This is a genomic window from Spirosoma sp., from assembly GCF_048594605.1.
Classification (GTDB): domain Bacteria; phylum Bacteroidota; class Bacteroidia; order Cytophagales; family Spirosomataceae; genus Spirosoma.
The window spans coordinates 1-17,498 of sequence record NZ_JBMDWV010000046.1 but is presented as its reverse complement, the minus strand read 5'-3'; the positions used below and the strand labels follow the sequence as shown (position 1 = coordinate 17,498).

General features: G+C 44.7%; 16 protein-coding genes and 1 tRNA gene. 9 read left to right on the top strand and 8 right to left on the bottom strand.

The features are described from left to right. Positions 1 to 26: 26 nt before the first annotated feature. Both ACOJS8_RS02640 and ACOJS8_RS02635 read right to left on the bottom strand, forming a co-directional pair. Complete coding sequence (locus ACOJS8_RS02640) at positions 27 to 2,285, bottom strand: M56 family metallopeptidase (protein ID WP_420146978.1); 2,259 nt, start codon at positions 2,283 to 2,285, stop codon at positions 27 to 29. 68 nt (positions 2,286 to 2,353) lie between these two features. After that, entirely contained in the window at positions 2,354 to 2,728 is a 375-nt protein-coding gene (locus ACOJS8_RS02635; protein WP_420146977.1) for a BlaI/MecI/CopY family transcriptional regulator, read from the bottom strand. 203 nt (positions 2,729 to 2,931) lie between these two features. Between ACOJS8_RS02635 and ACOJS8_RS02630 the strand changes: the two genes are divergently transcribed. From ACOJS8_RS02630 to ACOJS8_RS02595, 8 genes are all read left to right on the top strand, one after another. Beyond that, positions 2,932 to 4,665, top strand: coding sequence for a M3 family oligoendopeptidase (locus ACOJS8_RS02630; protein WP_420146976.1), 1,734 nt, complete (start codon positions 2,932 to 2,934; stop codon positions 4,663 to 4,665). 109 nt (positions 4,666 to 4,774) lie between these two features. Next, positions 4,775 to 5,053: a hypothetical protein gene (locus ACOJS8_RS02625; RefSeq protein ID WP_420146975.1), complete on the top strand. Its 279-nt coding sequence runs from the start codon at positions 4,775 to 4,777 to the stop codon at positions 5,051 to 5,053. A gap of 221 nt (positions 5,054 to 5,274) precedes the next feature. Next, positions 5,275 to 6,348 carry an NAD-dependent epimerase/dehydratase family protein gene (locus ACOJS8_RS02620; protein ID WP_420146974.1) on the top strand — a complete coding sequence of 358 codons (1,074 nt, stop codon included), beginning with the start codon at positions 5,275 to 5,277 and terminating at the stop codon, positions 6,346 to 6,348. Between the two features lie 96 nt (positions 6,349 to 6,444). Beyond that, positions 6,445 to 8,085 (top strand): hypothetical protein, encoded by a 1,641-nt coding sequence (locus tag ACOJS8_RS02615; RefSeq protein ID WP_420146973.1) that lies wholly within the window; start codon positions 6,445 to 6,447, stop codon positions 8,083 to 8,085. 15 nt (positions 8,086 to 8,100) lie between these two features. Beyond that, positions 8,101 to 9,045: a hypothetical protein gene (locus ACOJS8_RS02610; RefSeq protein ID WP_420146972.1), complete on the top strand. Its 945-nt coding sequence runs from the start codon at positions 8,101 to 8,103 to the stop codon at positions 9,043 to 9,045. Between the two features lie 72 nt (positions 9,046 to 9,117). Then, entirely contained in the window at positions 9,118 to 9,942 is an 825-nt protein-coding gene (locus ACOJS8_RS02605; RefSeq protein WP_420146971.1) for a hypothetical protein, read from the top strand. A gap of 119 nt (positions 9,943 to 10,061) precedes the next feature. Further along, positions 10,062 to 11,018: a glycosyltransferase family 2 protein gene (locus ACOJS8_RS02600; RefSeq protein WP_420146970.1), complete on the top strand. Its 957-nt coding sequence runs from the start codon at positions 10,062 to 10,064 to the stop codon at positions 11,016 to 11,018. A gap of 37 nt (positions 11,019 to 11,055) precedes the next feature. Further along, positions 11,056 to 11,826, top strand: a complete 771-nt coding sequence (locus ACOJS8_RS02595) for a glycosyltransferase family 2 protein (RefSeq protein WP_420146969.1) — start codon at positions 11,056 to 11,058, stop codon at positions 11,824 to 11,826. A 17-nt stretch (positions 11,827 to 11,843) separates the two neighbouring features. On the opposite strand, the gene ACOJS8_RS02590 is transcribed toward ACOJS8_RS02595, so the two are convergent. Then, positions 11,844 to 12,287 (bottom strand): hypothetical protein, encoded by a 444-nt coding sequence (locus ACOJS8_RS02590; protein ID WP_420146968.1) that lies wholly within the window; start codon positions 12,285 to 12,287, stop codon positions 11,844 to 11,846. 63 nt (positions 12,288 to 12,350) lie between these two features. Here ACOJS8_RS02590 and ACOJS8_RS02585 point away from each other — a divergent pair, with 63 nt between their 5' ends. Further along, a complete protein-coding gene (locus ACOJS8_RS02585) occupies positions 12,351 to 13,316 on the top strand; it encodes a YheT family hydrolase (RefSeq protein WP_420146967.1) in 966 nt (321 codons plus the stop codon). Between the two features lie 20 nt (positions 13,317 to 13,336). Here ACOJS8_RS02585 and ACOJS8_RS02580 read toward each other — a convergent pair whose 3' ends face one another. From ACOJS8_RS02580 to ACOJS8_RS02560, 5 genes are all read right to left on the bottom strand, one after another. Then, the gene (locus ACOJS8_RS02580) at positions 13,337 to 14,215 is read right to left on the bottom strand and encodes a MerR family transcriptional regulator (protein ID WP_420146966.1); all 879 of its coding nucleotides are present in this window, start codon (positions 14,213 to 14,215) and stop codon (positions 13,337 to 13,339) included. A 286-nt stretch (positions 14,216 to 14,501) separates the two neighbouring features. Further along, positions 14,502 to 14,577, bottom strand: a tRNA-His gene (locus ACOJS8_RS02575). Positions 14,578 to 14,682: 105 nt separating this feature from the next. Continuing rightward, positions 14,683 to 15,297: a superoxide dismutase gene (locus ACOJS8_RS02570; RefSeq protein ID WP_420146965.1), complete on the bottom strand. Its 615-nt coding sequence runs from the start codon at positions 15,295 to 15,297 to the stop codon at positions 14,683 to 14,685. Positions 15,298 to 15,354: 57 nt separating this feature from the next. Then, positions 15,355 to 15,789: a nucleoside deaminase gene (locus ACOJS8_RS02565; protein ID WP_420146964.1), complete on the bottom strand. Its 435-nt coding sequence runs from the start codon at positions 15,787 to 15,789 to the stop codon at positions 15,355 to 15,357. 53 nt (positions 15,790 to 15,842) lie between these two features. Beyond that, positions 15,843 to 17,498 (bottom strand): T9SS type A sorting domain-containing protein (locus ACOJS8_RS02560; RefSeq protein WP_420146963.1); only part of this gene is annotated, 1,656 nt, incomplete at its 5' end.

The following is a 17,498-nucleotide window of genomic DNA, read 5'->3' as shown; positions in this document are numbered from 1 at the left end:
AGCGCGGGTGAAGACCCGCGCTACGTTTATTCTGGACGTTCTGGTTTTTCAGCTTTCTCTTTTTTTTCTGGTTTTTCGGGCCGCTCAGATCGATCAGGTTTTGGAGCGATTACAGGCTTAACGGCGGGAACAGTGGCAATTTTGGGACGCACCCTAGTCGCTTTGGCGGGAGGCACAGGCGGTGCTGCTGGTTCTTCTGGAGCGGCAGGATGAGCGACTTTGGGTACTTTAGGCGGACGCGGTGCACGTATGCGCCGGTTTGAATTGGCCAGATGTGTATCAACGCTGACGTTTATATTCAGGTCGGATAGATCTGGCATTATATGCTCTAATCCATCTCCATGTTTACTGAGCTCTTCCGATAATTTCTCGATCTGTTCATCCAATTGCTCGGCTTCCCGCTGTAATTTTTCCATAGGAAGTTTGGTGTCTTCCTGCCTTGCATTGAGGCCTTCAACTTGTTTGTTCAACTCTTCCATCGACCCTTCAAGTTTCTTTATCTCAGGTTGAAGCGCTTCTATTTGTTTTTCGATTTCGGCCGTGCTTAGTTTCTGTTTGGCGTTATTTTGAAGTAATCGCTGGTGTTTATCAATCAGCGCGCTACGTTGCTCGATTAATTTTTCTTTCCGCCAATTCAATACGTCGGCGTTACGTTGCAGCTCCTCGATTGGAAACTGCATTTTCTCCATTTGAAGATGAAGGTTCTGCATTTGCCGGGACCGCTGCTCAATGAGTTGACTCAGACTATCCATCTGGCGCTGATGATAGGCACGTTGCTTCTCTAAGGAATCAGGTAAAGGATTGAGCGATTTAGGAACAGACGCCAGGGCACTCTGAATAAGACCATTGTAATCGACTTTTGCCAATCCTTCTACAGTACCATCTGGACTAAGCGGTACGTTGTTCATGGCGGAGGCTACGATATTGCTGTAATCAATATGGGATAATCCTTCGGCTAGCGAATTCATGCCATTATCAAATGAATGATTTGTTTCAATAATCGTCAACAGAATATCCCGATCCGGTTGTGCTACGTTATCAAGGGCGATTTTGCCCGCCATTACGTCGTTGAGGTAGCGCTGCAACCGGGCAACACGTTTAGCGGGTAACCGCTGACCTTTCCACACTACGTAATCAACTTTCTGGTCGCCCGAAATGCTGAACTCCATCCCGTTGCCAGATTTGTGTCGGCGAGTTGATTGCGCTGGTTTGTGCTGATTTGTTTTGCGTTTTGGCTCATCCTGCTTTTGTATGGCGTAAACCGATACACTCATCAGCAAAATTGTTGCAAGGGTGAGACCCGCCAGACTACCATTTGAAACAAGGGGCTGGGTTGGCATGCCTAGCATCCGATGCACGCGGTGCAATAATTCCTGACGTTTCGACGCAAAGGCCATAGCCAGGTTAGGGGTTTGATTTGCCTGAATCAAGCGTAGCTCTTCGATCCGGGCTAGTGCCTGCGCTAGTATACGTCCATCTCCTTCACACACTTGTACGGCCAGATCATCACAGCAATGTTCACGTTCCTCACGCACACGAGCCGACAGCCACCACAGAGCCGGGTGAAAGAAATAAAGCACTTCAACGACCGATTGGAGTAAATTGATAACGTAGTCGTGCCGCTTAATATGGGCCAGTTCGTGAGCTAAAACCGCTTCTACTTCGCGCGAAGTCAGGTGAATTGCCAAGCCAATTGGTAAGAGTAAAACCGGTTTTACGATGCCCACTACCATGGGCACGGCTATACGTGCAGATTCCCGGACTCGAATGGGCACTGTTATAAGCATTACTGACCGTAATTTATCCGTCAGGTGTGTCCAGATCAATGTGTTAGGTTGTAAGGCCGTTTGGCTTAATCGCTGTAAATAAAGCCAGCCTCCTACAAGCCGCAGGCCAAAAAGAGCTATACCAATAAGATAGATCATGACAAACTGACTTAAATGAGCCTCTAAAAACTGTTGCATCTGCTGAGACCAGGAGAGCGTCTGAGCGACCGTTCGCCACTTTACCTGTGTAGCATGAGTGAGTGTAAAATTCGTTGCTACGTATGATGACGAATGAGTAGCCGTTTTGTAATACCAGCTGAACGTAACGGCTGACAGGAGGATCTGTATTACTAACACCGATACACTCACGCGATAACGTAGCGCACTGGAATGATCGCGCAACAGATGTAGAATAACAACTACTGGCAAAACGAGTGCAAAGCCCTGCCAGATTGCATGAAGTAATGTCCATCCCAGCGCATCGACGACCGGATTAGACAGGGAATTAAAAGCGTTCATGAAGTTAGGAAGTCTTATACTTCAGTAGAGTGAAAATAAAAAACGAAATCAGCTTAATTAGTTGAGATTTATCGATTTGTGTCGCGGTTTAGATCATTCAGCAGCGCTTTTATTTCATCTAACTCTTCCCGTGATGCTTTATGTTGACCGAGCACTTGCATGACCAGTTTCGAAGCTGATCCGCGAAAAGCGGTTTCAACAAAGCGATCGACCAGGCTGCGTTGCGTATCCTCTTCGCTAACCGCTGCTGAGTATGTATGTGAGCGGGCATCTTCGTCGCGAGTAAGCAAGCCTTTTTCGTACATAATCTGCATGAGCTTAAGTGCGGTTGTATAACCAATATCGCGGCTTTGGCTCAAGGCTTCATGCACCTGACGTACCGTACTGGGGCCATTTGCCCATAGTACATGCAGAATTTCCAGTTCAGAATCAGTTGGCTTCATTTTGGATCTACGAAAAGTTTCGTAACAAACGTATACGAAACTTTTCGTAGATCCAAATCTGTGAACAAAAACTTTTATAAAAGTTTATAGTAGCGAGCTTATCTAATACGTTGGAAAGGCTATTCGGATACACGACCTGTTACTATTTTTGCAAAACCGATACCCTTATGTATGTTATTGCAAGCCAATTTTTCGAAAATTAAATGACCACAAACGACTCCTTTAGCCTGCCCAGCCGACCGCCACGCCCATTTATTGGGGAAGCAATCGAATTAACAAGCTGGGATGACGTTAGACCACTTTACGACGACTTGCGTGATCGTTCGATTAAAGATGCAGATGAGCTTCGGCAGTGGTTACTTGATCGTAGCGAACTAGAATCTTACCTGTCCGAAAATTTTGCCTGGCGGTACATTCGAATGACCTGTGATACGGCCAATGAAGATCTGGTGAATCAACTGAACTTTTTCATTGCAGAGATCCAGCCCCCAATGACGGTTTATGGCAACGATCTCGACTTAAAAGCTGTGCGTAGCCCGTATCTTAGCCAGTTGACCGAGGAAGGTTACGATGTAATGGTACGTGGGATGAAAAAAGCCATAGAGCTTTTCCGGGAAGACAACATCCCACTCCAGACGGAGCTTCAGACCGAAGAACGTAAGTACGGCGCTATTGTAGGGGCGATGACGGTTGTTATGAATGGGCGTGAAATGACGCTACCTGAAGCCAGCGATCTTCTTCAATCCACAGATCGAACGGTACGAGAAGAAGCTTGGCGGAAAATCTGGGAACGTCGCTATAAGGATCATGGCGTCCTCGACGAGTTATTTGATCGATTGCGTACGCTACGTCATCAAATTGCTACAAATGCCGGTTTTGCCAATTTCCGGGATTATTCATTTGCTGCTTTAGGGCGGTTTGATTACACGCCTGAAGATTGTTTCGATTTTCATAAATCAGTGGCTGAAACTGTTGTTCCGCTACTAAACGAATTAGCTGAAGAGCGTAAACGAAAACTGAAGGTAGAGCCGCTACGTCCGTGGGATGCTAAAGTGGATCTGGCAGGACGCTTGCCATTAAAACCTTTCGCAACCGGCAGCGAATTACTCGAAAAGACCATCATTTGCTTTGACCGGCTTGATAAGGAGCTAGGCGACGATTTACGTATCATGCGGGCGATGGGCCATCTTGATTTAGAGTCGCGTAAAGGGAAAGCACCCGGTGGCTATAATTATCCACTCGAAGAAGTGGGTGTGCCTTTCATTTTTATGAATGCTACGTCAAGTCTGCGGGATCTGGTTACGATGGTTCACGAGGGGGGGCATGCTGTGCATTCATTTCTAACCCGCGACTTACCTCTCAAAGCTTTCCGTAATCCGCCAATGGAAGTAGCTGAACTTGCTTCCATGAGTATGGAGCTGTTGTCAATGGATCATTGGGATGTGTTTTTTGAGGACCCTCACGAGTTGCGCCGGGCTAAGCTACAGCATTTGGAATCCATTATTGAAACATTGCCCTGGGTAGCTACAATTGATAAGTTTCAGCATTGGGTCTATGAGCACCCGACCCATACGGATGATGATCGCCGGGAAAACTGGCTACGTATTTACGATCAGTTTGCGGACTCAATAACCAATTGGGATGGGTTCGCTTTTTATAAAGAATACATCTGGCAGCGGCAACTACATCTGTACGAGGTTCCGTTCTATTACATTGAGTATGGTATTGCTCAATTGGGAGCGATTGGTGTATGGCGGAACTATCGTCGCGACCCGAAAGCTGGGTTGGATGGTTACAAAAAAGCGCTGAGCCTTGGTTACAAAGCGCCTATTCGGGAAATCTACGCAGCCGCCAACGTACCGTTCGATTTCTCGCTCGGACACATTAAAGAATTAATGAATTTTGTCTGGGAGGAGATAAAAAAATTAAATCATTGACCCATATCAGGCAGTTGGTAAGCTATAAGATGAAAAAAACTGTTCGCTAACTACCATCCGCTAGCGACTCTTTCTTATTTTTGCTGAATCAATTCGCAATCAAGTAGCTATGAAACGCGTACTAAATATAAGTTTGTTGGCTGTAGCAGTCTTATCGCTGGCGTCCTGCGATTATCAAAAATACAATTCGGTTCGCCAGAATGACTACCGTGCCGACGACTACAGCGCTAATTACCGTGCTGGTGATCCGGAAGTTTATGGAACAGGTAAAGACTGTGTAGCTGTACAAACAAAATACAAATACACGCCTAATCCAGAACTGGATGCAAAGGCTGAACAAATCCGCAAAAAATTGTATGCGCCGGGAAATACGACGCAAAGCCTTTAGAGGTTAGTGAATAATAGGCCTAAAAGCGATGAATCAGCGTCTGTTTGCTGATTCATCGCTTTTTTATTTGCGCCACTTACTAAAAAGCATGTCGGGTTTGCGGGGGGCGTAAGGTAAAAATTAATTCAATTGTAAATTTTTGCGTTACTTTGTCTGCACATACTCTCATACAAAAGAGTATTTTTTTAGTATATAAGCTTCATTGCACGCGAAGTAAAGACATGAAAATTGCATTAATCACAGGTTCGGCTGGATTGATAGGTAGCGAAGCCGTTGCCTTTTTCTCCGATAAATTTGACCTTGTTGTTGGCATAGATAACAATATGCGCCAATACTTCTTTGGGGCAGATGGCTCAACGGAATGGAATCGCAATCGGTTAGCTGAAACGTATACTAATTATCAGCATCGGGCTGCTGATATTCGTGAAGTAAGTCAGTTGGAACCCATCTTTCAGGAGTTTGGCACCGACATTAAATTAGTATTGCATGCAGCAGCGCAACCAAGTCACGATTGGGCAGCCCGGGAGCCATTCACTGATTTTGGCGTAAATGCGGTTGGTACGCTCAATATGCTTGAGATGACTCGGTTACACAGTCCTGAGGCTGTATTTATCTTTACATCGACAAATAAAGTATATGGAGATAATCCAAACTTTTTGCCGCTGATTGAGACCGAAACTCGCTGGGAAATCGATTCGAGTCATCCTTATTTTGAGAATGGTATCGATGAGCATATGAGTCTTGACCATACCAAGCATTCAGTTTTCGGTGCTTCGAAGGTAGCAGCTGATATCATGGTACAGGAGTATGGCCGTTATTTCGGTATGAATACAGGCGTATTTCGGGGCGGATGTCTGACTGGTCCGAACCATTCGGGAGCGCAACTGCACGGTTTCCTGTCGTACCTGATGAAGTGCGCCATAACAGGAAACCAGTACACTATTTTTGGCTACAAAGGCAAACAAGTTCGGGATAATATTCACAGCTGGGACTTGGTGAATATGTTTTGGCACTTCTATCAGAACCCACGGCCTGGCGAAGTGTATAATGCAGGTGGTGGACGTTTCGCCAACTGCTCAATGCTGGAAGCAATAGCACTCTGTGAAGAGATTTCTGGCAACAAAATGAACTATCAGTACTCAGAAACCAACCGTAGTGGAGACCATATCTGGTATATTTCTGATCTGACCAAGTTCAAACTACACTATCCGGGTTGGGATTGGACCTTCGACCTGAAAGAAACAATGACTCAGATTCATGACAGTATGGCTGCTCGTCTGCTGATCCAGAAATAATACCGGGCCTTTTTTGTATAGTTGTCCAACACTTATACCTAAACGTTTTAAGTGTCGGATAATTCTATAAAAAAGGTTTATCCTTTTATAGTAACGATGAATTTGTTTGAATCTCCCCTTATTTGGGAAATAGGAGGCTGGCTCGCGTTTCTGATTGTGGGAGGTTTATTTATTCGAAGCGACTATCGCCCAAATCGCTCTCGTCGGTATCAGTTGGGGCTTCTACTCTCGTTGCTGGGCCTGCTAGTTCTAAAAAGGGCTTTGGTTCTTTTTATTAATCGAGAGTTGAACCCTGACGAAAGCCAGCTTCTATCTCAGGCCATTACGCTACGTCATTATCCTGTATACTGGAAATACGTAGATGGTGCTACAATGGGGCCCCTCAGTTGTTACTACGTAGCCATTCCAGGCTATTTCGGTATTCCATTGAATTACATGGTGCTACGCTGGGTTTCGTTTTTGTGTCTGGGGATTAATATAGGCAGTGGCTATTTTACGATTGAGAATTTTTTCGGGAGTCGCGCTGCCCGTTTAGCCATGCTACCCGCCGTAGCGTTTCTGGGTTTCACGACAAATTTAGATTTTTTGCACGCTACCAATGAGCAGCTTTCATTGGCGTTGATCGGGTTAGCGCTCTGGCAATATTCACGATTGTGGTTGCAGAAATATTTCGATTCATCACGCAATTTATTTCTTCTAAGTTTCATTTGCAGCCTGGTTCCATTCGCTAAGTTGCAGGGTACCCCAACGGTTCTGGTGATCGTTGCCGCTGCGCTTATTGGTTTACTGCAGCGCTATTCGGCTATGCCACGCCTGTTATTCTGGCGATCCTTGAGTGCATTATTCTTGGGAGGGCTTGCTTTTCCAGCGTTAGTAGTCTTGCTAACCTTAGGGTTTGGTGTATTTGATGATTTTGTTCATTTCTATATAGTTGGAAATTTTGCCTATAGCGCCGGTGCTGGATTCTGGTATTACCTGTTGCAATTTCCCGCGTTTGTAGGACGGACAACTGATTTTCTGGTTTATCTTTTACCAACATTTGCCTTACTAATAGGTTGGCTAGCCTTTTCTCGACAGACATCGGGTAGAAAAGATCGCTTACTATTTATAGTGGCGTTACTTGCTTCTAGTGGATACGCTATCATTAAGCCGGGCAACGAATTCACTCACTACCTACTTTATCTGGTAATTCCTGTTACTTTATTAAATGCCTGGTTAATCGATAATTTTCGTAAGCCAGCACATACCTCTCTTTGGGTTGGTTTTATTATTTTATTGATTGGATTTAACAGGGTTAGTCAGACTGCAGCGCCGAGTAAGAATCCCCTTATTGTTTATCAGGACCCTGGTCGGCGCCAGTTTTATATTTCTCCTGCTTCGCAGAAGACACTTGAATTTGCTAAACGAGGAGAACCCCTCGTCGTTTGGGGATGGGCTCCTCAGTATAACGTAGAAACACAAATGCCGCAGGGCGTGTGTGATAACCACGTGATACGCTGCGTAATGGGTGGCGATCAGCGCATCCATCGGGCCCGTTATCTGCGAAATATTCAGAACTCGCGTCCTCCTGTGTTTCTGGATGCAGTAGGTCCTAATTCAACCTGGCTTAACGATCGTGTAAGGTATGGTTATGAGACGTTTCCAGAATTAAAAAAATACATCGATACACATTATCGATTTGTGGGCGAAATTGATAAAACGCGCGTTTTTGCCCGCATTGATCGCTATAAACACTAAACTACAGGAGTACGTATGTGGACGAAAAGAGGACTTATTTATAAACCAGATGGCTCAAAACCTTTTAGCCGCACGCATGCTCAAGTGCCATTTGGTTATCCAATTGGCGATAAACTTCGAGTCTATTTTTCGACGCGTGATGATCAAGTGTCTTCGGCGGTTTCATTTGTGGAACTCAATCCCAACAATTTATCGGACGTAACCTACATACATGATAAGGCTTGCCTGAGCAAAGGAGCCGTGGGTATGTTTGATGAAACAGGCACTATGCCGTCGTGGTTTCTGCCGGTAGGTGACGAAATATGGCTGTATTATACCGGTTGGAATAAAAGTGAAACAGCCAGTTATCGGCTGGGAATCGGTTTAGCAATTAGCCGGGATGGTGGGTTGACCTTCGAACGGAAATATACAGGACCGCTAATGGATCGATCCATTTATGATCAGGTATGGGTAGCGCAGCCCTGCGTAATACGCGAAGAAAAAACCGACGGAACGATGCTATGGCGAATGTGGTATTTATCGTGTACAAAAATAGAAGTTATCGGCGGGCATCCAGAGCCGTTCTATGATGTTAAATACGCCGAATCGAAAGATGGCATTACGTGGGAACGTAGCGGCCATGTTTGCGTAGGCTACGACGAATTTACAGATGCTATTGGCCGACCGACAGTTTTCAAAGATGGCGATTTGTACAAAATGTATTTTTCCTATCGGAACGCAACCAACTACCGCACTGATGTACAGCGTAGCTATCGGATCGGATATGCTGAATCGAAGGACGGCATTACGTGGGAACGCAAAGATGAGCTTGCTGGTATTGAACGGTCGGCGGAGGGCTGGGATTCACTGATGATGGACTATTGCCATATTTTTCCTTATCAGAATCAGTGGGTTATGTTATATAACGGAAATGGGTTTGGTGCTTCTGGATTCGGATACGCAACGAAGTCCGCTGACTAAAATCATATCAGCGGGATTTGCATTTTAGATAGACAGCCGCCTATTTTGTATTAAACCAGTACGCGAAACAAGATGAAAGAAGTAGCAAAATACCTGATAAAAGTTGACGCTCAGTTCAAAGACGGTCAGATTGTTCCTGAGATTCCGTACGAAGAAGTGATGAAGTTGGTCAACGAACCCAATATTGTTATTATTAAAACTGGTATACCAGAAAATACACTACGTAGTGTTATTGATGCCACGCGTGCATGGGCTGAGAAAACACCGCTTGCAGAAGGGCCGGATACGTTTGATAATAATCAGCATAAACAACGGTTGCACATTGCTAAAATTCAGAAAGCGCCACAGCTGTTCCACGATCACACGTTTGATGCAATCCTAGACCTTGATGAGCCAACCAGGGAAACGTTGTTGAATGTTTTTAATCCGCTACGTCAATTCTGGAATAATCTGACGGGTAATAATGAAGAATATGGTATACGAAAAGGACAGCCTTATTTTCATCCCCAGGTTACCCACTACCCATTGGGTGGGAGTTTTTTCGGACGGCATTGGCATCCGCTTAACCCTCAGAAAGTAGGCACTATTCTGGCCTTGAATCAATATGGTCAAGACTATAATTCGGGTGGAACGGGTTATGTGATTAATGATCATATTGTTGAGACGGAAGGTTTTCAGGATATAGGTGATATGATTCTGTTCCGCTACGATCTTCCACACTGGGTCAGCCCATCCAGTTTTGCCGATCGATTCAGTTGGGAAGATCCTGCTGGAAGATGGGTAGCTATATTGCCTTTCTATGACCCATGGGGTACTCCAGCCGATAAAGATGAGCCTCAAGGGTGGAAAGCTCAGATTCAGACAGCCAAAAAGCTGTCTTCGGAGCCCGCCGTTTAATTAGAAAATCTAACTAGCTGCCTAACCCGTCTATCTGGTTTATATCTTTGTACTGCTAACTAAAGAACCCGGTCTTTAACGCCGATTTGTTGCGTTCAGACCGGGTTCACTTTTCGTGTATGATAAAAGTCAGCGTCCTGATAATCACCTACAACCAACATAAATTTATTCGTAAAGCCATTGATAGCGCTCTTGCGCAGAAAACGACTTTCCAGATTGAAATTCTAGTTGGAGACGATTTTTCAAATGACGGTACGCGGGAGATTATTCAGGAATATGAACAAAAGCACCCCGGCCTGGTGATTGGTGTTCTACATCCACGTAATATGGGAAAAAACGGTGGAATCAATTTCCTGGAAACCTTAAAATTAGCCCGAGGTGAGTACTACGCACTAATGGATGGAGATGATTATTGGACTGATCCACTTAAACTGCAGAAGCAGGCCGATTTCCTGGATGCTCATCCTGATTATTCAACGGTTTTTAATAATGCGCTTATAACCTATGAAGATGGTGCACCTTCTCACCCTTTAAACGGGCCTGACATGAAGCCGTTTTATACGGTCGATGACCTCATTGGTGAGAATGAAATCTGGTTCATGGCCACATCGAGCACGATGTATCGCAACAATATTAAGGAATATCCGATCTGGTTTCGAGAGTCGTCAAGTGGCGATATCCCTCGCTTAATTCTAAAGGCAAAACTTGGTAAAATTGGCTATATTCCGGACGTAATGTCGGTTTATCGCAAAAATAGAGCGGGCGCTAGTTTTCATGATAACGAGCGCGATGAACTATTTTTGCGCAATCGTATTCAGATGTACAGCGATATTAACCGAGAACTTGACTATCGGTATGATAAAGTTTTGCAACGTAATATTGCCCGGTATTATCGGATGATGCTTGACGCCAAACAGTATGAAAGCAGTTATTTCCGACGTGCCCGTTTGGCTATTAAGTACCTTTATATGGGCAAGCCAGACTGGCCTAAAACAAAAGATATAATTCGCAGGTATATTTTGCCTCCGTCAATATCCAAACTTTACAGTACAATCAGATTATTACCTCACCGATAGCTACGTTATTTGTGAGTAATATAGTTTATCTTTTTATATGAAGCTAAGCGTAGTCATACCTGCTTATAACGAGGAAGAATCGCTCCCTCCTACGCTGCGGGCGCTCTATCAAACACTGGCCCGTCATGGCATCCCGCACGAGATTTGCGTCACAAACGACAACTCAAAGGACAATACGTTACGTGTTCTGCAAGAGCTGGCCTCTACCGAGATTCCAACGCTGGTTTATTACACAAATCTTGGACCTAATGGGTTTGGCTACGCTGTTCGATACGGCTTAGAGCGGTTTACTGGTGATTGTGTCGCTGTATTTATGGCCGACCTGTCGGATGATCCTGAAGATTTGGTTAAGTACTATCACAAAATGCTCGAAGCCAATGTTGATGCAGTTTTTGGCTCGCGCTGGGGTAAAGACGGTAAAGTGATCGACTATCCTCCCTTAAAAAAATTCATTAACCGCATTGCCAATTTTATTGTCAAAATGGTAATGGGCATCAAGTACAATGACACTACCAACGCCTTCAAGCTATACAAACGAGAGACTATTGAAGGAATTAAACCGTTCCTATCCCCCCACTTCAATTTGACGGTAGAATTGCCACTCAAAGCGATTGTTCGTGGCTACAGTTACGCCGTTGTTCCGAATAGCTGGACGAACCGAAAATATGGCGAATCTAAACTGAAGATCAAGGAGATGGGTAGCCGCTACTTTTTTATTCTCATGTACTGCCTGATTGAAAAATATTTCTCTCAAGGCGATTTTCGAAAGAAATCCGCTATTTCTGTTGAACAGACCGTAAGCCGATGAGCGAGAAAAAGTGCACTTTAGGCAAATAAGCCTTTAAGGCCAGGGATTTGATAAATGGCTAATGTCTGTATCAGTGCCCAGAATGTTCCACTAAGCAGCATATAAAAAAAGAGTTGACCGCGTTTAACACCAAAGGAAACGGCAAGAGCAGTACCCCCGATAGGGGTTAAAATCAGCGGTGTTAGAAAAGCAATACCTAGTAGGCCCGCCCGTTTCCAAATCCGGATAGCCAGGCGTGTTCGTTTCGTAAAACGTTTAGGCGGATTAGTACGGTACCGGTGAAGTAATGCCTGTATTCCTGATCCAACATACGTAACAACCACTACGCTAAGCATCATACCTACAACTGTGCACAAGGCTGTTTCCAACCATGTTAATCCTAGAGGTACTCCAGAAAGCGGGCCACCAATAAACTTAATTGTACTGGCAATAACAACCGAAACGTATCTGGCAAAAGTCATAATGTTAACCTATCTTCATCCAGAGCATTCAAACGATATTGATCTGCCCGTTGTTCCGTTTACATGCCACTGATTCATTCTTCGTATTCAGGTCCACCTGCTTATCAATACAATGGTCACCTGCAGACGATAATTCCCAGTCTTACTCGTAAAGTAACTGGCGTAGCGTACGAACGTGAACGCTTCATTCTTAGCGACGGTGATTTTGTGGATCTGGACTGGATTAAGCAAGGCCAGCAAAAACTGGTTGTACTCACTCACGGTCTGGAAGGCGATAGCAACCGTCAGTATATTCTGGGAACTGCCAGATTGTTCGCACAAAATGGATACGATGTATTAGCCTGGAATTGCCGCTCCTGTAGCGGTGAAATGAATCGTTCATTTCGATTGTATAATCATGGCGAAATCGGTGATTTAACTGAAGTTGTTCATCACGCGGCCCAAATAAAGCAGTACCACGAAATTGTACTGGTGGGTTACAGCATGGGGGGGAATATTACGTTAAAATACCTCGGGGTGAATAGTTTGCAACTTCCAGCGGTCGTTAAGGCGGGTGTAGCTATTTCGTCGCCCGTCGATCTAGGCGCTAGTGCTACGTTACTAGACCGACCAGCGAATCGGTTTTATCGAAATCGATTTATGAAGAAACTGGTCCTTAAGTTAAATCAGAAAGCTGAGCGATTTCCTGGGCGACTGGATATGAACAAACTAAAACAAGTAAAACAATGGCGTGATTTCGACGAATTTTTTTCAGCACCGGTCAATAATTATCAGAATGCCGATGATTTTTATGCACAAGCATCGGCTGTCAATTTTATGCCGGCCATTACCGTTCCAACTTTACTACTGAATGCTCAGAACGACCCGCTTTTATCTCCTGAATGTTCACCTAGTTGGTTGGCAAAAAGCCATAAGTATATTTTTTTGGAGACACCCCCGAAAGGTGGCCACGTTGGATTTCAGATCAACCGCGACTTGCACACGTATGCTGAGCGAAGAGCCCTAGCGTTTGTCCAATCCCCTACTTGACCGAAAAGAGACCGCTTGGTCTAATTACCAATTATACGTAGCAAATCTGTAATCTGATTAATGATTCGGGCATTTTCAGGAACTGTGATGTCCTGCCCAACAATTTGATAGCCCGTCAGAAGAAGCTGCGATCCAGGGAGACTTTTGGCCATACGATCTACAAATGGCTGTACTTCGTGGTTGGCTGGTATAGAGGTAAAAGCGGTAAAGATATAATCCGGGCGCTTAGTCTGGTAAATAAAGACTAAATCATCGAAAGGCAGGTTCTGACCTAAATAAATAACTTTGTTTGAACGTGCACGAATCAGATAATTGGCAAATAGCAACGTAATCTCATGAAATTCGCCTTCTGGTAAGAACAATACAAATGTCTTACTGGTCGTGGTGGGTTTATCAGCCTGATCGTTAATCGCTGCTATTAACTTTTGGCGTATTAAGTTGGAAACGAAATGCTCTTGTGCTGAACCAATGGAGCCGGTTACCCATAGCAAACCAATACGGCTTAGAAAAGGGTAAATAATATTAATCATTGTATTCTCAAATCCGTACCGTACAACGCTGGCGTTAACCGTTTTTTCGAAATGCTCTTCGTCAAGGTCAATCATCGAGAGGGTAAGCGCCTGAATCTGATCGAGATAGCTAAACGGCTTAGCTGCTATTTTAAGGATCTCCTGTGACATGTCCTCCTGTGACATCTTCGAAATTTCTGAAATTTTATAACCATGATCTTTTAGCAGAGATATATTCAATACCAGCTTAAGATCCTGATCGTCGTAGGTGCGAATATTTGTATCAGTACGTTTGGGAGCAATAATATTATAGCGTTGTTCCCAAATTCGCAGTGTGTGAGCTTTTATACCTGAAAGCTGCTCCAAATCTTTGATAGAGTAACTACTCATCGTAAATCGTTAATACACGTAACCACTTCCTACAGAAAGGTGCTACAAATAGATGGACAATGTGACTAAGTAGGCCTTTAGCAATCCGTAATCTAAACTCTCAAATAAAAATTACGTTGTCGGATTCTGCATTATTAACTAGAGAGGCAGGGCTTTGTTTATGTTTTTGTAAAAAAAGCTTAAACAAAAATGCTCGATTAGGGCGCAACGTTGATAATATAAACTGTAGGAAACGTAGTGGAGGTGTAAAAACGAAAAAAGCCCCGAGAATCAGGGCTTTTACTCTGGGTGAAAGACGGGGCTCGAACCCGCGACCTTCGGAACCACAATCCGACGCTCTAACCAACTGAGCTACAATCACCATTTTGGACTGCAAAAATAACGAATAATGTAGAATGTACAATGACTATCGCCTGAGAAAGCTGTGAAATATTTAATATTCACTGTACATCCTACACAATCTGGTATTAAGCTTGTTTTCCTTGCTGATACCGCTTTTCAGCAGCGTTCCAGTCTACTACGTTGAAATAAGCTGCAATGTAGTCAGGGCGACGATTCTGATATTTTAGATAATAAGCGTGCTCCCATACATCAAGGCCAATAATCGGGAAGCCTTTTACTTCAGCGATATCCATTAATGGATTGTCCTGATTCGGTGTAGAGGTAACAGCTAATTGGCCTTCAGGGGTTAAAATTAACCAGGCCCAACCTGAGCCGAAACGAGTTGTTGCCGCTTTCGTGAACTCTTCCTTAAAGGCTTCATATGAACCAAATTTCTGATTGATCGCGTCGGCCAGTTCACCTGTGGGCTGTCCGCCACCACTACCAGAAATTGTGTTCCAGAACAATGTATGATTATAATGGCCACCTCCATTATTACGAACAGCAATTGGTTCCTGGCTGATATTTGCCAGTAAATCTTCGATGGATTTGTTCTCCATCTCTGTACCAGCAATAGCATTATTCAGGTTAGTCACGTAAGCATTATGGTGCTTCCCGTGGTGAATTTCCATCGTCTGTTTATCAATATTCGGTTCGAGGGAATCGCTTGGGTAGGGAAGGGGGTCTAATACAAAAGCCATTTTATTAATTTGTTAGAATGGATGATTATACGGTTGAATTAACAAGGCGACATTAAATTATGTTCTTAAGCGCTTAAAAAACTTCGCCAGCAACAGTTGACTTTCTTCAGCCATAATTCCCGTTTCGAAACGAGTTTTAGGATGCAATACCGATGGCTCAATGCGGCTGTAACCTCTCTTCGGATCGGCTGCCCCGATAACCAATCGACTGAGTTGCGCCCAAAACAACGCTCCTGCACACATTACGCAGGGTTCCAACGTAACATACATTGTGCAATCTGTTAAGTATTTACCGCCAAGATATTGTGTGGCGGACGTAATGGCCATCATCTCCGCGTGAGCCGTTACGTCGTTTAACTCTTCAGTCTGATTACGTGATTTACCGATGATTCGATTACGGCACACGACAACGGCACCAACTGGTATTTCACCATTATCGCCCGCTTCTTCGGCCAGGCTAAGTGCAATTTCCATAAAGTACTCGTCGGGCATAATTAGTTGGGAGTCGGTAGTCGTTGGAATATTGTTAATGACTACCGACCTTTTTACTGTTTTATTACTTTACGGACCGTTTGCTTATCACCGACCTGAATACGTAACAGATATAGTCCATTTGGCTGCGCCGTCAGGTCAAGCTCCTGCTTCTGATTTTTGCTAGTCTGTTGTATGATTGGTTTTCCGCTTAAATCGGTTAGTGACAACGTAGCAGGATTACGGGTCAACGGTAAATTAAGCTCAACCGTTATGACAGACGTAGTAGGTATAGGAAATGTTTTCACCAATGGACCAAGTGGATCGTCTTCGACTGCCAACAGGGGTAAAACGGTTACGGTTGCAGTCCCTGAAATTGTGCCAGTTCCGCATGCGTTTGCTACGCTGACCAGCCTATAGATTGTTGTACGGGTAGGACGTACCTCCGGCGTGTAAGGGGTAGCGGTCGCTGTAGCAGAGTAACTCTGCACGCTGTCAGCATACGTAACAGTCCATGGGCTTTCTCCGCCAAGCGCAATGGTCAGGCTTGCTGGATAACCCTCATAAATATTCTGTGTTCCTGTTAACGTAGCGCTTGGCTTTGGATACACAGTAAGTTGTGTTGGGCTGTTACTGCCGAGTATCGCTATTTCCGGATTATCAGCTTTTACCCGTACATAGTACTGCCCACCCACTAAGGTTAGGGGCAATGGTGAGGTAACAGGCGAAGTAGTCGAAGAGGTTGGAGCCGCGTATTTTTTCGATGTATCAGCCACACTCACCAATTCAATTCTGAACTGATTTCCCTGGTTAAACTCACCCGTAGTAGTGAACGGAACGCTGATCGACGTGCCTGCGCATAAGGTTGTTGCTGTTAAGGCGCTGGTTGTAACGGTTGGCACACGAACGGTGATCGTTGCTGTCGCCGGGCTGCCTGGTAAACCGACTCCACAGCTATTTCTTACCGCTGCCACCTGATACGTTGTTGTAGAACGAGGTAATAGAGAAAGAGTTGTATCGGTTTTATTCACCACACCCGCTTGACCATCGGCAAGGGTATAACTAAAAGGCGGAATGCTCGTAAACTTCAGTTGCAGCGCAACCCGCTGTCCCAAATTGATGCTGGTTACAGGCGATATCAGCGACAGTGTAGGTAATGCATTGACAATAACCTTGGTTACGGCGCGCTCGCTATAGCAACCATTTTGTCCAATCTGGAAGACGTAAAAAGGGTCTCCATCTGGTTTTATGCTTGTATTGAGTGTAGACGGTATAGGCGCTTCGGTTAACACCCGGTCATAAGGATCGATCCACCGCAGACTTGCACCTGTTTCCGCGGTAGCCTGTAAGGCAACAGCTCTTTCATTCACACAGTAAGTAACCAAAGGCCTGGCCACGGTTGGGGCCGCTGTAGTACGTATTGTCACCTGAATAGTAGCTTTAGGACCCGTACAGCCGTTATAGGTTTGATCTACGAGATACGTCTGGGTGCCAACTTGTGTAATAATTGGTGTAGGTGCATTGGGGTATTGGTTACCATCTGAGTTAAACCAACGCAAATTTTCTCCGTAAGCTGTTAAGGGCGCTACGTTCTGTGCAGCTTGGTCCTGAGTTTGTAAACAGTAATTTAGATTGGCAATGCCTGGTGCTGCTGGCAATGGTTTGATCGTAACGGTAAGTGTGGCTTTGGGGCCTTCGCAGCTTTCTACCGTTTGAGAAACCCTGAAGGT

Bases quoted from the DNA above. Each gene is read 5' to 3' on its own strand.
- ACOJS8_RS02640 (WP_420146978.1), bottom strand. From the start codon at position 2,285: ATGAACGCTTTTAATTCCCTGTCTAATCCGGTCGTCGATGCGCTGGGA.
- ACOJS8_RS02635 (WP_420146977.1), bottom strand. From the start codon at position 2,728: ATGAAGCCAACTGATTCTGAACTGGAAATTCTGCATGTACTATGGGCA.
- ACOJS8_RS02630 (WP_420146976.1), top strand. From the start codon at position 2,932: ATGACCACAAACGACTCCTTTAGCCTGCCCAGCCGACCGCCACGCCCA.
- ACOJS8_RS02625 (WP_420146975.1), top strand. From the start codon at position 4,775: ATGAAACGCGTACTAAATATAAGTTTGTTGGCTGTAGCAGTCTTATCG.
- ACOJS8_RS02620 (WP_420146974.1), top strand. From the start codon at position 5,275: ATGAAAATTGCATTAATCACAGGTTCGGCTGGATTGATAGGTAGCGAA.
- ACOJS8_RS02615 (WP_420146973.1), top strand. From the start codon at position 6,445: ATGAATTTGTTTGAATCTCCCCTTATTTGGGAAATAGGAGGCTGGCTC.
- ACOJS8_RS02610 (WP_420146972.1), top strand. From the start codon at position 8,101: ATGTGGACGAAAAGAGGACTTATTTATAAACCAGATGGCTCAAAACCT.
- ACOJS8_RS02605 (WP_420146971.1), top strand. From the start codon at position 9,118: ATGAAAGAAGTAGCAAAATACCTGATAAAAGTTGACGCTCAGTTCAAA.
- ACOJS8_RS02600 (WP_420146970.1), top strand. From the start codon at position 10,062: ATGATAAAAGTCAGCGTCCTGATAATCACCTACAACCAACATAAATTT.
- ACOJS8_RS02595 (WP_420146969.1), top strand. From the start codon at position 11,056: ATGAAGCTAAGCGTAGTCATACCTGCTTATAACGAGGAAGAATCGCTC.
- ACOJS8_RS02590 (WP_420146968.1), bottom strand. From the start codon at position 12,287: ATGACTTTTGCCAGATACGTTTCGGTTGTTATTGCCAGTACAATTAAG.
- ACOJS8_RS02585 (WP_420146967.1), top strand. From the start codon at position 12,351: ATGCCACTGATTCATTCTTCGTATTCAGGTCCACCTGCTTATCAATAC.
- ACOJS8_RS02580 (WP_420146966.1), bottom strand. From the start codon at position 14,215: ATGAGTAGTTACTCTATCAAAGATTTGGAGCAGCTTTCAGGTATAAAA.
- ACOJS8_RS02570 (WP_420146965.1), bottom strand. From the start codon at position 15,297: ATGGCTTTTGTATTAGACCCCCTTCCCTACCCAAGCGATTCCCTCGAA.
- ACOJS8_RS02565 (WP_420146964.1), bottom strand. From the start codon at position 15,789: ATGCCCGACGAGTACTTTATGGAAATTGCACTTAGCCTGGCCGAAGAA.